Origin of the sequence: Candidatus Clostridium radicumherbarum (assembly GCF_045310525.1) — a bacterium.
GTDB classification, from domain to species: Bacteria; Bacillota; Clostridia; order Clostridiales; family Clostridiaceae; genus Clostridium_AT; species Clostridium_AT radicumherbarum.
Window position 1 is genome coordinate 608,589 of the sequence record NZ_JBJHZY010000001.1, and the last position, 14,046, is coordinate 622,634.

At 31.0% G+C, this 14,046-nt stretch carries 13 protein-coding genes; 7 read left to right on the plus strand and 6 right to left on the minus strand.

The window, feature by feature from the left end:
* The first annotated feature begins 1 nt into the window (after position 1).
* Positions 2-706, plus strand: a complete 705-nt coding sequence (locus ACJDUH_RS02950; protein ID WP_406763658.1) for an ABC transporter ATP-binding protein — start codon at positions 2-4, stop codon at positions 704-706.
* Between the two features lie 14 nt (positions 707-720).
* On the opposite strand, the gene gap is transcribed toward ACJDUH_RS02950, so the two are convergent.
* Positions 721-1,767: a type I glyceraldehyde-3-phosphate dehydrogenase gene (gene gap, locus ACJDUH_RS02955; protein ID WP_406763659.1), complete on the minus strand. Its 1,047-nt coding sequence runs from the start codon at positions 1,765-1,767 to the stop codon at positions 721-723.
* Between the two features lie 358 nt (positions 1,768-2,125).
* Here gap and ACJDUH_RS02960 point away from each other — a divergent pair, with 358 nt between their 5' ends.
* The 5 genes from ACJDUH_RS02960 (at position 2,126) to ACJDUH_RS02980 (ending at position 7,745) form a co-directional block, all read left to right on the plus strand.
* Complete coding sequence (locus tag ACJDUH_RS02960; protein ID WP_406763660.1) at positions 2,126-2,509, plus strand: hypothetical protein; 384 nt, start codon at positions 2,126-2,128, stop codon at positions 2,507-2,509.
* A gap of 168 nt (positions 2,510-2,677) precedes the next feature.
* Positions 2,678-3,586 carry a D-alanine--D-alanine ligase gene (locus ACJDUH_RS02965; RefSeq protein ID WP_406763661.1) on the plus strand — a complete coding sequence of 303 codons (909 nt, stop codon included), beginning with the start codon at positions 2,678-2,680 and terminating at the stop codon, positions 3,584-3,586.
* A gap of 11 nt (positions 3,587-3,597) precedes the next feature.
* Positions 3,598-5,058, plus strand: coding sequence for an aminotransferase-like domain-containing protein (locus tag ACJDUH_RS02970; RefSeq protein ID WP_406763662.1), 1,461 nt, complete (start codon positions 3,598-3,600; stop codon positions 5,056-5,058).
* A 171-nt stretch (positions 5,059-5,229) separates the two neighbouring features.
* Positions 5,230-5,730, plus strand: coding sequence for an NUDIX hydrolase (locus tag ACJDUH_RS02975; protein ID WP_406763663.1), 501 nt, complete (start codon positions 5,230-5,232; stop codon positions 5,728-5,730).
* A gap of 272 nt (positions 5,731-6,002) precedes the next feature.
* The gene (locus tag ACJDUH_RS02980; RefSeq protein ID WP_406763664.1) at positions 6,003-7,745 is read left to right on the plus strand and encodes a methyl-accepting chemotaxis protein; all 1,743 of its coding nucleotides are present in this window, start codon (positions 6,003-6,005) and stop codon (positions 7,743-7,745) included.
* A gap of 55 nt (positions 7,746-7,800) precedes the next feature.
* Here the strand turns inward: ACJDUH_RS02980 and ACJDUH_RS02985 are convergent, their stop codons facing one another.
* The 3 genes from ACJDUH_RS02985 to ACJDUH_RS02995 all read right to left on the minus strand — a co-directional run bounded on the left by ACJDUH_RS02985 (position 7,801) and on the right by ACJDUH_RS02995 (position 11,061).
* A complete protein-coding gene (locus tag ACJDUH_RS02985) occupies positions 7,801-9,270 on the minus strand; it encodes a S1C family serine protease (RefSeq protein WP_406763665.1) in 1,470 nt (489 codons plus the stop codon).
* A gap of 210 nt (positions 9,271-9,480) precedes the next feature.
* On the minus strand, positions 9,481-10,314 hold the full coding sequence (locus tag ACJDUH_RS02990; RefSeq protein WP_406763666.1) for a DegV family protein: 834 nt from the start codon (positions 10,312-10,314) through the stop codon (positions 9,481-9,483).
* Between the two features lie 171 nt (positions 10,315-10,485).
* A complete protein-coding gene (locus tag ACJDUH_RS02995; protein ID WP_406763667.1) occupies positions 10,486-11,061 on the minus strand; it encodes a hypothetical protein in 576 nt (191 codons plus the stop codon).
* 360 nt (positions 11,062-11,421) lie between these two features.
* Between ACJDUH_RS02995 and ACJDUH_RS03000 the strand changes: the two genes are divergently transcribed.
* A complete protein-coding gene (locus ACJDUH_RS03000) occupies positions 11,422-11,841 on the plus strand; it encodes a DUF3785 family protein (protein ID WP_406763668.1) in 420 nt (139 codons plus the stop codon).
* Between the two features lie 218 nt (positions 11,842-12,059).
* Here ACJDUH_RS03000 and ACJDUH_RS03005 read toward each other — a convergent pair whose 3' ends face one another.
* Both ACJDUH_RS03005 and ACJDUH_RS03010 read right to left on the minus strand, forming a co-directional pair.
* On the minus strand, positions 12,060-12,971 hold the full coding sequence (locus ACJDUH_RS03005) for a transposase (RefSeq protein ID WP_406763669.1): 912 nt from the start codon (positions 12,969-12,971) through the stop codon (positions 12,060-12,062).
* Positions 12,972-13,054: 83 nt separating this feature from the next.
* Positions 13,055-13,804, minus strand: coding sequence for a DUF438 domain-containing protein (locus tag ACJDUH_RS03010; RefSeq protein WP_406763670.1), 750 nt, complete (start codon positions 13,802-13,804; stop codon positions 13,055-13,057).
* Positions 13,805-14,046: the final 242 nt, after the last annotated feature.

Genomic DNA, 14,046 nt, shown 5'->3' on the forward strand with positions numbered 1-14,046 from the left:
GATGTTAGAAATTACAAATGTAAACGTGTTTTACGGCGCCATTCATGCACTTAAAAATATAAGTCTTAATATTAAAGAAGGAGAGGTTGTAACCTTAATTGGCGCAAATGGGGCAGGAAAAAGTACAACCTTAAAGGCCATTTCGGGTATAGAAAAACCCAAAACCGGAAAGATTACTTTTAATGGCAAAGAAATAAATAATATGCAGGCTGCTGATATTGTTAAGCTTGGCATCTCTCATGTACCTGAAGGCAGAAGGATTTTCTCTTCTATGAGTGTTATGGAAAATCTTGAAATGGGAGCATACTCTAGAACCGACAAACTTAAGATAAAGCAGGATTTTCAAAAGGTATTTTCCTTATTTCCAAGACTTTTAGAAAGAAAAGATCAGCTAGCTGGTACCTTATCTGGCGGTGAACAACAGATGCTTGCAATAGGAAGAGCCTTAATGTCAAAACCTAAGTTACTTTTACTGGATGAACCTTCTATGGGACTTGCTCCTATTATAGTAAAGGAAATATTCAGCATAATTAATGAAATAAATAAAGAAGGCACTACGGTTCTACTTGTAGAACAAAATGCTGCTATGGCACTTCAAGCTGCACATAGAGCTTATATAATACGAAATGGAGAAATTGAAATAGAAGGAAATGCAAAAGAACTTTTGATGGATGAAAAAGTAAAGAATGCCTATCTTGGTGGATAAGCATTCTTTACTTTTTAAATTGCTAGGCTTAAATTAGGAAGGTAATTATTTTTCATCTGATCTGCTGTATAATTTACAAGATCCACCGTCCTGCAGGAATAGCCCCATTCATTATCATACCAGGAGACAACCTTTATCATATTTCCATCCATAACCATAGTTGAAAGCCCATCTATTATTGAAGAACGTTCGTCTCCTTTGTAATCAATGGATACAAGCGGCTCTTCAGAATAGCCAAGTATTCCTTTCATAGCTCCATTAGATGCTTCTTTTAAGGCATTATTAACTTCCTCTGCTGATACTTTTCTAGAAACCTCACATACTAAATCTGTAAGGGACACTGTTGGGGTAGGGATTCTCACTGAAAATCCATTTAATTTTCCACTAAGACTTGGAATGACTTTGCTAATGGCTTTAGCAGCACCTGTAGAGGTAGGAATTATGGATTCTGCAGCGGCTCTAGCCCTTCTTAAATCCTTATGGTTTTTATCCAATAGCTGCTGGTCATTAGTATAAGAGTGAATAGTTGTCATAAGGCCTCTTATAATTCCAAAATTCTCATCTAAGACCTTGGCAAAGGGTGCTAAGCAATTTGTTGTACATGAGGCATTAGATATTATAACGTGTTTATTTATATCTAGTTTTTCTTCGTTTACTCCCATTACTATTGTTATATCATCATCCTTTGCAGGAGCAGTCAATATAACTTTTTTTGCTCCTGCAGTTATATGCTTCATTAGACTTTTCTTATCCTTAAAAACTCCTGTAGATTCTACAACTATATCTATATCAAGAGCCCCCCAAGGTAAGTTTTCAGGCTTACTTTCTCTATATACCTTAATACTTTTTCCATTAATTATAATTGAATCTTCTGTAGTTTCTACTTCTCCCTTAAATGTACCATAACATGAATCATATTTAAAAAGATGGGCTAAGGTTTTGCTGTCTCCTCGTGCATTTATAGCAACTATATCTATATCCTCGTATAAATTCTGCTGAGAGATTCTAAGCACGGCTCTCCCAATTCTCCCAAAACCGTTAATGGCAACTTTTACTGACATTTCGTATCCCCCTGTAATCTTATTAATAAACGTTAAATAGTATATATACTATACAATATATTTATTACTATATAAATGTGATATACTATATATAGCAATAATGTACACATATGTCAACCTTATTTATACTTGTTATATTAAATTAGCTTTATTTTTCAGCTTTTTATTCATCAATGCTAAATATTTTAACTATATATATAATGGATAATATTAATGAAGCTGATTAAGTGAATTAATATAATACAAACTCTGAAGAGTTTCTGTTAGACCTTGAAATTAGCTTATTTCATGTAATTTTATTTCACATTACTATGTCCAATTAATAAATAGCGGAATATTATATCATAGAGGTGATTTTATGGAGCTTGAAGTTGCTGATAAATTAAATATTTTGGGTGCTGAGCTTTCATTTATAGGTGAAGGATTGGCAGTATTAGCCGCAAGAATGGCGGCAGAACAGAAATTAGAGCAAAATGTAGAAAGGAAAAAGCAATTAGATGAAGAAGCAACAGAATTAAATAAAATCTCAAATTGGATTATATTACTTGGCGATTCTACTTCTCTGTATGCAGCAGAACTTGAGGCTCAGGAAAACATTATAGAAATAAGCAATGATGAATTAAAATTAGAAGCTACGAATCTAAATTTAATTTCAGGTTGGCTAAATGTCTTTGGAGATGCTTTTGCAGTTAAAGCTCAGGCTTTAGAAGAGAGTTCAGAGAATGATACCACAGTACCATAAAAGTTATGAGGCTGTGGTTCTTTTTTTTATATTCATATGGTTTTACTATATAAGTAAGCCAGAAATGTATATAAGGAGGTAAATGTCCTAAATGGACATTTACGAGCAATTATCGAGTGGGAACGAGAGAGATTAATTGCTCAGTGTACCGATAAAGGAGGTATAAAAATGAGAGTTGGAGTTATTATGGGTGGTACGTCTTCTGAAAGGGATATTTCTCTGCTAACAGGTAAGGAAATATTTGAGAATCTGGATAAAGATAAATATGAGGCAGTTCCAATATTAATAAATAGTAAAAAAGAATTAATTGAGAAAACACTAGAGGAAAAAATAGATTTTGCATTTCTTGCCTTACATGGGAAATTCGGAGAAGATGGCAGTGCGCAGGCTATCTTGGAAGGACTTAATATACCATATTCCGGTTCGGGAATATTGGCCAGCAGCCTAAGCATGGATAAGGATATTTCTAAAAGATTAATGCGGTCAGAGGACATTAATACAGCTCCTTGGGTAACAATTAGAAAACATGATGAAATAAATTACAAGGTTTTAGAGAAACTTGGATACCCCTTAGTAGTAAAGCCTGTAAATGGTGGATCTAGTATTGGAACAAATATTGTAAAGCAAAGTGAAGGGATAATTGATGCAGTACTAAGTGCCTTTGATTTTGATGATGAGGTAATGATTGAAAAGTACGTTAGCGGGAAAGAAATAACCTGCTGTATTCTAGAAGGTAAACTGCTTCCAATTATAGAAATTAAGCCTTCTTCTGAATTCTTTGACTATAAATCAAAATATGCTGACAAGGGCTCGGATGAAATTATAGTAGAACTAGAAGCTTCACTTGAAAAGTCGGTTATGGAAATCTGCATTAAGTGCTGGAACTTATTTAAATGTGATATATATGGTAGAATAGATATGATAATTGAAAATAACAAACCCTATGTACTTGAAATTAACACTTTGCCTGGAATGACAAAAAATAGCCTATTGCCTAAGAGTGCTAAGGCAGTAAATATGGATTTTAAAAGCCTATTAGATAATATAATTAGTGCGTCATTAAAAATTAACAGATAAAGAGGGAGAATATGTTTTTATCAGAAATCATTTTTAATAGCAGTGAACCATTATATATACAAATAGAGGCACAAATAATAAAAATGATAGAAGAAAATATGCTTGTAGAAGGTAGTAAACTGCCTTCTACAAGAGAGCTGTCAGAAATTTTAAACTTGAGTAGGAATTCCTGTATGCACGCCTATGAGCTGCTGGAGGATAAAGGCTATATAAAAGTTATAAAAGGGAAGGGAGCCTATGTTTTTAGTGGCTTTAAGAATAAAGAGATAGGGTGGGTAATTGATTGGGATACAAAGATTAGTAACTATGGTAAAAAGGCATTGGAATTAGATATTGTTAAAAACGAAGCAGTAACTGAAAAAAATATGATATCTTTTAAGAGTATAGCTCCTGATGAAAAACTATTTAATCTTGAGCAAATCAGACGGGATTTTCTAAATAGTATTTCCTTTGAAGGAGAAAAAATTTTTAATTATGGCTACGCAATGGGATATAAGCCTCTTTTAGATAAATTAAAGGAATATGTGAAAAATAAAGGAATAGATTTATTAAATAAAGAAGTTATTGTTACAAATGGCTTTACAGAAGGTTTTGATATTACCTTGTCTGCACTTACAAATGAAGGTGATTTAGTACTCTGCGAAAATCCAACCCACAACACAGCTATAAAACTAATGAAGCTTCATGGCTTAGAAATTCAAGGGGTAGATATTAATGAAGATGGAATAAACCTTGGAGAGCTGCAGGAGAAGCTTGCTAAGAATAAATATAAATTAATATACCTAATTCCTTCATATCATAATCCAACAGGAACCGTAATGTCTGCAGATAAAAGAATGGAAGTTTATAAGCTTTGTAAAAAATATAACTTGCCAATTATCGAAGATGGCTTTAACGAGGAACTGTTATATTCATCATCTCATTTGGCTTCAATTGCTGCACTTTCTATGGAAGATAACAGTGTAGTATACATCGGTAGTTTTTCTAAAATATTATTTCCTGGAATTAGGATAGGCTGGATAGCTGCAGATAAAAAGCTAATTAACAGCTTAGAAAGTATAAAAAGAAGTAGGAATATTCACAGTTCGGTATTGGACCAGGCATTCTTATATGAATTTTTAAAAAGCGGTGATTATGGGGCATATTTAAAAAAGGCACGAAAGCACTACAGAGAAAAATATAAGTTTATAATGAGCTTAGCTAGTAGGTACCTCTCAAGCTGTAAAATTTATGGTGAAGGTGGCCTTCACATATTTGTAAAGCTATTTAATATTGATGCCAGAAGCCTATTAGATATGGTTATGAGGCAAGGCGCTATTTTTATGCCTGGAGATATATTTTATGTTGATGGGAAAGGAACAGATACACTTAGACTTGGTTTTTCTAGATTATCTCTTCAGGATATAGAAAAGGGAATTAAAATTATAGGTAAATGTATTGATGAACTTTCTGTTAATCATAAAATTGAATAATTATAATAAGATGCTAAAATATTTCCTCCTTAGCTTCCTGAAAATACACTTTATTATTTTAGGGAAAAATTAGGCAATATTTGTTGTATAATGGAGAATTTAATATAATTATATGTTATAATATTGCTCAGATAAAAAAATCATAATTCTTGTATAAGAAGGAGAAAACTCATGGAGCTTTGGGATCTTTTGGATGGAATGGGTAACAAGTTAAATAAGACAATCATAAGGGGAGAGGAGCTTAAGGAAGGGGAATTCCACTTAGCCGTTCACATATGGATTGTTAACGATAACAAGGAATTCTTAATCCAAAAGAGGGCTGATAATTTAAAACATTTACCAGGTATATGGGCAGTTACTGGAGGTTCTGTTATTGCTGGAGAAGACAGTTTAACTGCTGCCTTAAGAGAAGTAAAAGAAGAAATAGGTATTAATATTGATTCTGAAAGAATAAAAATGCTTTTTAGAATTAAGAAAAAAGATCACTTTGCAGACGTCTGGATCATTAGGAAGAATGTTGCAATAAATGAATTAGAAATTCAAGTTGAGGAAGTCAGTTTAGCTAAATGGGTGAGCAAGGAAGAATTATCAGATATGATTAACACAGGTGTTTTTCATAATTATGGACATGATTATTTTGAAGTCATTTTTAGAGAATATAAAGCGCTGTAGGGTTTTAGCTTAGTGCTAAAATACTACAGCGCTTTTTTATAATAAGAAATTGTATTGCTGATATTTTTAAACTTTTAATAATTAAAAACTTAAATTTAATAATTAGCTTTGTTTAATGATTAAAATTATTGATAAATTTTAAAATATATACAATAACATACAATTTTCATCTTACTTCGACATGAAGTTTGAAGTATAATTTCATTTGTTAAAATTAATACAAAATAATGATTTAAGTTACATAAGAAAAAAAGTGTAATTAAGGAGAAAAAATGAATAAAAAATTAGTATTAAAAGAAACAGATGATGTACCTTATTTTAAAAAGCTAAAAACAAAGACAACCTTTACCTTTTTATTTATCTCAGTAATAATTATAGCAATGTTATCAACCTCCATTTATTTTGCTTGCAGCAATATTATAACAAAAACTATGGCTCAAAAGGCTGAGAATATTGCAAAAACAGCAGTTGGTTACATTGATATAAAGGAGTTTGAACAGCTTAAGACCAAAGAGGATGAGCAAAAGGACTCATATATAAAAATGAGAGAGAGTTTAAGTAATATAAGGAAAATTAGTGGATCAAAATTTGTGTATACATTAAGAAAAAATGAAGATGGAAAATTCACATATGTTGTTGATGGTTCAGAGGAAAGTAATTTATCTCATATAGGGGATATTGATGACTCAAGTCCTATTTATGAAGAGGTATGGAGTGGTAAGCCATACACAGATGCCAAGATACGCCAAGATCAATGGGGAACCCTAATAAGCTCCTATTACCCAATAATGGATAATAATCAAACTATAGGTTTTGTAGGAGTTGATTATGATGCTTCTGATATGTATGCTGGTCTCAAAAATATTAAGCTTTTAAGCTTGATATTTTCAATTGCCGCAAGCTTAATTATTTCCTTTTGTGGATTTTTATTGGCCAGTTATATGGTAAAACCAATATTAAAGATAGCTAAAATATCTGATAAAGTTTCTAAGGGAGACTTACGTAATGCTGAACTAGAATTTAAAAGCGACGATGAATTGGGCTTATTGGCAAAATCATTTAATAAAATGATTTTAAATATGAGGAAAATGGTTACTGAAATTAAGGATACTTCAGAAATGTTATTAAATTCATCTAGTGTTTTAACTACCTCTACATCTGAAATTGGTATTTCTAGTGAAAGTATTAATAAAACAGTTTATGAAATTGCTTCAGGGAGCACAAACCAAGCAGAAGAGTCAAATAAAGGGTTTGAATTAGTAAATAACTTGTCCTTAAAAATTGAGGAAGTATTAAAAATAATAAATACAACAGTTTCAAATACAAATAACATGAAAAATAAAAATGATATTGGAACTGAATCATTAAGAGAATTGGATAAAGATTTTAATGAATACCAAAAATCAGCATTAAATGTAGTTGCAAGGATTAAAAGTTTAGAAGAAGCTTCAAATTCAATTGAAAATATACTAAAGTCAATAAGTTCTATTGCAGAGCAGACTAACCTTCTAGCTTTAAATGCAGCTATAGAAGCAGCTAGAGCAGGAGAAAATGGGAAAGGTTTTGCGGTTGTTTCCGAAGAAGTTAGAAAGTTAGCAGAACAGGCATCATATTCCACTGATGAAATTCAAAAAATTGTAGATAACTTAACTAAGGATATAGAAAACATAAGCCTTGAAACTAACTCAAGCGTACCATTAATAAATAGGGTAAAATTATCATTAGACAAATCTCAAGAGGCTTTTTCAGAAATAGGATACACAGTAAATAATACAATTGAAGATATTCGAGCGTTAGATGGACATATAAAAGATGTAGATAATGTAAGAATAAATGTATTAAGTGCAGTTGAAAATATTGCATCAGTGGCTCAGCAGTCCGCTGCAGCAACACAAGAGATAAGCGCTTCAGTAGAAGAGCAGACCTCATCCATCGATGAAGTCATTACTTCAACTAAAAAATTAGATGAAATTATAGAAAGTTTTGATGAGATTATAAAGGAATATAAAAATTAAATGCAGCAAGAAAAGAACAAAAACAGCTTGAAAAATTTCAAGCTGTTTTTGTTTTTTATTGATTAGTTAAGGTTAAAGTTAAGTTCTGCTCTTTTCCATCTCTGCTTATGGTAACAGAAACCTTATCCCCTGCTTTATGCTTATTCTTCAATGTATTAACCTGATCAAATGTAGTTACCGTTTGACCATCAAATTTTACTATAACGTCTCCAGTTTTAATACCTGCTTTTTCAGCTGGGCTAAAGGTTGTTACATCTTGGACATAAAGGCCAATAGGCAAATTGTACTGGCTTGATGTAGCCTTATCTATTTGTTGCCCTTGAATTCCTATCATTAATACAGGTTTTGAAAGATCTGGAATCTTATTCTTTACAGCATTTATTGGAATTGAGAAGCCTAGGCCTTCAACACCACTTTCTTTAATTTTAGCTGTGTTTATACCTATTACTTGACCTCTTGAATTAATTAATGGTCCACCACTGTTACCTGCATTTATTGCTGCATCTGTCTGTATATAAGATAAATTATTTGGATCACTACTTATTTTTCTATTTAAGGCACTTACTATCCCAGAGGTTACTGAACCAAAGAAGTCAGTCCCTAGTGGGTTACCTATTGCTACCACTGATTCTCCAACCTGAAGGTTATCAGAATCTCCAAGTTCAACCACTGCAGGTACTTGAACACTATCAGTTATTTTAACTACAGCCACATCATAGCTTGAATCATAGTTTACAACTTTAGCATTTACCTGCTTTCCGTTGCTTAAAGTTACCTTTATTGACTGAGCACCTTCTACTACATGATAATTTGTAAGAATATAACCGTCTTGATTTATAATCATTCCAGTTCCAACACCTTGTGTTGGTTGATTATAGTAGCCACCTGAACTTTGAAGAGTAGAAGTTATAGCTACTACTGCCGGTCCTACCTTTTTTGCTATTTCAGTAGCACTTAAGGCTGATCCTGTTGAAGCCAGCTGAGTTGGGTGTCCGTCATAAACTGTATTTGAGGTATTAGCATTAGTAGCTATTGATTTATACAAGTCGCTGTTTTTAAAGAAATTAGTGTTCGGTAAGGCATAGAGCACAGCAGCACCTGAAGCAACACCGCCTATTACTGTACAAATTACCCCTACAGCCACATAGGAGAATACCTTTTTAAACTTACTAGGTTTCTTTTTGAAATTTTGTTTATTATCGCTGTAATTAAAGACATAATTGTCATTATGTTCAGATTGACCATTATTGCTAGCATTATCGCTGCTTATTAATTCCTCGGCCTCATTTTTGCCTGCACTTTCTACACTGATATTTTGCACATCATTATTAAGTATATTTTCAGTGTTTATTTCACTAGCATTATTGTCTACAGTTTCTGCACTGATATTTTGCTCATCATTATTAAGTGTACTTTCAGTGTTTACTTCACTATCATTTTTGCCTTCACTTTCTGCACTGATATTTTGATCATCATTATTAAGTGTATTTTCAGTGTTTACTTCATTATTATTGTTATATTCCATAAAGTTTTCCTCCTTTATTTAAATTCCTTCATTAATTAATTTCTTTTGTAGTATATATATAAAATAAAATACTTTTATGGCAATTTCATGACAAGGTTGTTACAAATTTAAGAACTTTATTAATACAAAATATATTACTACAAATACTTATTTTTTAATACTATTAAAAAAATAAAGCTTGCCCACATGATTGGAACAAGCTTATGTTGCTTAAAAAGCTATTACAATACCACCATTATCAGCATAGGAAGAACTTAGACCCTTCATCTCTACAATAATAATATCTTTAAAATTATATCTCTTTAAAGCTTCTTCCTTTAGCTGCAAAGCTCTATCGAGACAATTACAATGGGCAATTCCTAGTATTTTATCCTCAAGGTTCTTTCCTTCTTCACCTATTGTATCAATAAGCCTTATAAATGCTTTTTTATAGCCTCTGACTTTTTCTACAAGCTTTATGTGTCCGTTATCTCCACCCATTATGGCGGCTATAGAAAACATTGAAGCTATCTTTGCAACTATATTGTTTAATCGCCCAGCCTTTGCAAGGTGATCAAGGCTTTCTAGCAGAAACAGTGTTTTCATATCCTTAATATAACTTGTTACTTTATCCACTATTTCCATATCCCCTAAATTTAATTTTGCAAGCTCATTTATCTTAAGAACTACAAGAGTTTCACCAACAGACGCGCTTAAGCTATCGAAAACATGAATGAATTTATTTTGAGCTTCTTCTAGAAATAAATTTTTAGCTAAAACTGCGCTATTATAAGATCCGCTTAATACGTTAGAAAGCGTTACTACAAAAGTGCTTTCTAAGCCAGCATATCTTTTCATATAATCATCAGGGGAAGGGCAAGCTGTTTTTGGAGCAGTTTCACATTGAGCCATTGCTTTAACATAGGCTACTACATCAAGGCTATCATCATCAACATAAGCTTTTTCTCCAAGCTGCAGAATTAGTGGGGCTATATCTATATTTAATGTTCTTTTTAATTCATCATTTAAGTCACAGCTGCTATCAGCTATAATTTTGATTGACATCTTTTGTATACCTCCAATTAATAATAAATTAATTATATCAAAGATAATTGCAAATTACAGCAGTAAGAATAAAGAAATAAATTTATTATATTATAATATAATAGTAGGGCCCTTTCTAAGAATTTTAATAAATCTTAGAAAGGGCCCACACTATTTTAATTTTAAATTAAATTACTTTGTATAAGCTTTAACTTCAACTTTTCCAGTTATTTTAGTTGTAGCATCAGCCTTGAATGCATTCTTTAATTCTTCTGTAGCAAAGTAAAGATTTCCGTCAATTGTAGCATCTTTAGTTGTGAATCCCTTAGCTTGTACATAAACATCGCCCTTTAGAGTACCAAATTCAAGAAGTGTATTTTCGCTGTTTATTACTATTTTTGGTGCTGCAACTGTAAATCTCTTGTCAACTTTCTTATCAGCTGTTTCTGTAGCTAATCCAAGTGAGCGAGCAACAACTTCTTTACCTGTCTTATCCTTTTTAGTAAATGTACCGTCAACAGTTATGTCCTTAGTAAAAGTAAGGTCTTTATTAGTAAGAACTACAACAACACCGCTTTTACCTATCTTTTGCTCAAAAGATGCTTCATCAGTAGCCATTGAAGCTCCTGTTACTGTATCTGTTTTAGCTGGTGTAGTAGCAGCTGGCGCTGGTGTAGTTGGTACTGGTGTTGGAGCTGCTTGTTTTGCACATCCTGTAAATACTGTAGATACTACAGCTAATGATAATACTAATGCTCTAATTTTCATTTTTTTGTCCTCCTCGTATTTCCTATTAGTAATAAACAAAAATAATTGTTTATTACTAAAATGTTAATTTATTTTTAATTCGACTTAATTATATCATCATGATAAAAACATAACAAGGTCAAAATTAATAATTTATTAATTAAATTATAAAAAAATGAAAAAAATTAGTATACTGCTAATAAAAAGTGAAATAATTGTAGAATTGCGTAAATATTCAAATTTTACAATAATTCATTCAAAGTGTGATAAAATACTTGGGAATGGTTAATTCCTGATTCAACTTCTTGATGAGTTTGAGTTTGGCACGGTTAATTCCTCACTCAATTCTTTGATTTAAATTTAAAATTTATGGAGGAGCATATGAAAAGTTATAAATTCCAATTCAATGATAAAACCTATGAACTTAAAGAGGATAATTTAGATTACATTGCCAATGATGAAGCACAACCAGTTGAAGGCATTGATAGGGATCTAATATTTGCTCTATTAAATGAGACAGATGAAGTTAATTTTGACGTAGAGTACTACGATAATCCATGTGAAAATTGCTTTGCTGGTAAAAAGGAAAAAGCTAAGTTTTTTAGATTTCTTGAATACCACTTTTTCATCTTTACTAATAAAGGTGAATATATTATTAGCAATATATCAAATGAATTTAAAAATACTACAGCATCCCAGTTATTTAAATCAAATAAGGCAGACAACAGCTTTATTGTAAGCATTGCAGTTTGTGAAAATTGCGGACACTACTCTATAGAAATTGATCAATGTGACATTTAGGGAAGGATAAGTTTTATGAACATTTCAAGGTTAAGGGACGGTTAATTCTTTAAGTGAATTTCCACCCTTAACCTTGAATAAGAAATATCTATCAATTAATATTTATTAAAAAATATTTAAATTTCAACTAAATATCAATCTATAACTTTAAGTGTAATATTTTCAATTTTAAACAGCTTGTACAATACTTTAAAATTATTAATAATAAATTTCTGAAATTAAGAACAAATATCTATAAATTCATAAACTATGTTTTTATATTTTTCATCATAGGTAATTAGATCCTTACCAATATCACAAAGCTTAGAAACACGTGATTGAGTTATATTGCCAATAATACCACAAATATCTTTACAACTAGAATTGCACAAATTTCTTAGCAATAGAACTAATAATGCTCTAGCTTTAACTACATTCTTATTATATTTTGCGTAAAGATTGGTTTTGCTTATATTCGTATATCTTGCAACGTACGCAATTATATCTTCTGCCTTGAAATCTCTGTTTAGTATTTTACGTTCACTTCTATATTCAGTTGGTTCACTTTGAAATTCTGCTTCTTCTTCAGCTATTAGTTGTGTTGATTCCAAAACTAATTTTATATAATGCTCCTTGGACTTATTAGAACATACACCGAAAAGGCTTTGAACAAATTTAAAATCAATAATTTGAAAAGCATCATTCCTCAATTTTAAATATATTCTTAGACTAGAAAAAGAGTAATCTTCAAGGTTATTTTCATACTCTGGTAAAGATGAAGGATTATTATGTATATAGGCTGTTAATGTAAACAGGTATCTTTCATTGAAAACAATTTTGCTTTTAAATCTATCTTGAAATAGATGTCCATGTCTATTATGTTTTCTATTAAAATAACTAGCATATTTAAAATTTATACTATGCATTATCTTAGATATATCTGCACCATTAGAATCAATTATTATATGTAAATGATTATCCATTAGGCAGTAAGCATATACTTTAAAATTATAAATTTTTTGATAATCTTTAACAATATATAAATATTTTTTCTTATCTTCATCATCTTTGAAAAGATCAATTTCAGAGATGCTTCGGGCCATAATGTGATATATTGCTGTGTTTGACTTTATTCTTGCTTGTCTTGGCATAAAAATCACCTCAATTATGGAATAATATATCTTGAATTATATCCAAAATTGAGGTGACATAGACAACTAATGATATTTGGCCACTACTTGCCGGGGGTAAAGCTGCAGTAGCCAATTTTATCGCAAGATTCTTTCATTGTAATCCAAAGGTTTTTATCTGAAAGAGTCTCAATTGAAGTAGGATAAAGAATATGATTTTCCTTATAAATATGATCTCTAAGGTTAAATATTAAATACTTAGCAGCATCATCTAATTGAGATTTAAAATCCATAAAATTCATTGATTCTACATTTTCAGCTAGTGACTTGATTTCTTTCTTTTTAGCTCTTAACATGTCATGTTCCATTCTCATTACCCTCGTTGGTCCTGTAACTCCTCTTGATTCGAGTTCTGGGAAAAGCACATCTTCTTCTCTTTTATGATGTGGTTCTGCTCCTAGGATTTCAATGGCTACTTCTAAAAGTTCTTTAAACAAACCAGAATTATTATCAAAAGTCTCCATTTTCTGAATTTTACTATTTATATCTTCAAGTATTGTTAAACGCTTTAATATTTCATCATGTTCAGCAATTAATGTAGTTAATACATGGTCAGGTGTTAAGCTCACCTTTAATTTATCTAATTCATCTTTTAAAACTTCCATGTGAATATCACATAGATGTCTCAAATCTTCAGGTTTAGTTCCATTTTCAATTAATTTTTGTTCTGCTAATGATAATTCTAAAGGATCAACAGTTTTTACCATTTCTAATGCGTTCTGTCTAAGTTCTGGTGTTATATCTCCAGAGTTTAATTTTTGTAATAAATCCACTAAATTATCTATTTTATTCATTCAACAATCTCCTCCAATTCATTTATTAATTAAATTATAGTTTTTTTAATTAATAATATCTGTGACTATAGTCAATATAAAATGTGATTTCAATCAAATTTTAACTCTGGATCAAGCGAAAGTAATGAAAATTATTAACCGTCCCTCTTGAGATTATGCTATTGAATCGAAAATTGTTAACAGTTCCTCATTACTAATGAGTAAAGAGTAAAAAGTTGTTAACCGTCCCTAAGTTCTTTGAA

Excerpts from the sequence above, each read along its gene's own strand:
- ACJDUH_RS02950 (WP_406763658.1), top strand. The coding sequence starts at position 2 with ATGTTAGAAATTACAAATGTAAACGTGTTTTACGGCGCCATTCATGCA.
- gap (WP_406763659.1), bottom strand. The coding sequence starts at position 1,767 with ATGTCAGTAAAAGTTGCCATTAACGGTTTTGGGAGAATTGGGAGAGCC.
- ACJDUH_RS02960 (WP_406763660.1), top strand. The coding sequence starts at position 2,126 with ATGGAGCTTGAAGTTGCTGATAAATTAAATATTTTGGGTGCTGAGCTT.
- ACJDUH_RS02965 (WP_406763661.1), top strand. The coding sequence starts at position 2,678 with ATGAGAGTTGGAGTTATTATGGGTGGTACGTCTTCTGAAAGGGATATT.
- ACJDUH_RS02970 (WP_406763662.1), top strand. The coding sequence starts at position 3,598 with ATGTTTTTATCAGAAATCATTTTTAATAGCAGTGAACCATTATATATA.
- ACJDUH_RS02975 (WP_406763663.1), top strand. The coding sequence starts at position 5,230 with ATGGAGCTTTGGGATCTTTTGGATGGAATGGGTAACAAGTTAAATAAG.
- ACJDUH_RS02980 (WP_406763664.1), top strand. The coding sequence starts at position 6,003 with ATGAATAAAAAATTAGTATTAAAAGAAACAGATGATGTACCTTATTTT.
- ACJDUH_RS02985 (WP_406763665.1), bottom strand. The coding sequence starts at position 9,270 with ATGGAATATAACAATAATAATGAAGTAAACACTGAAAATACACTTAAT.
- ACJDUH_RS02990 (WP_406763666.1), bottom strand. The coding sequence starts at position 10,314 with ATGTCAATCAAAATTATAGCTGATAGCAGCTGTGACTTAAATGATGAA.
- ACJDUH_RS02995 (WP_406763667.1), bottom strand. The coding sequence starts at position 11,061 with ATGAAAATTAGAGCATTAGTATTATCATTAGCTGTAGTATCTACAGTA.
- ACJDUH_RS03000 (WP_406763668.1), top strand. The coding sequence starts at position 11,422 with ATGAAAAGTTATAAATTCCAATTCAATGATAAAACCTATGAACTTAAA.
- ACJDUH_RS03005 (WP_406763669.1), bottom strand. The coding sequence starts at position 12,971 with ATGCCAAGACAAGCAAGAATAAAGTCAAACACAGCAATATATCACATT.
- ACJDUH_RS03010 (WP_406763670.1), bottom strand. The coding sequence starts at position 13,804 with ATGAATAAAATAGATAATTTAGTGGATTTATTACAAAAATTAAACTCT.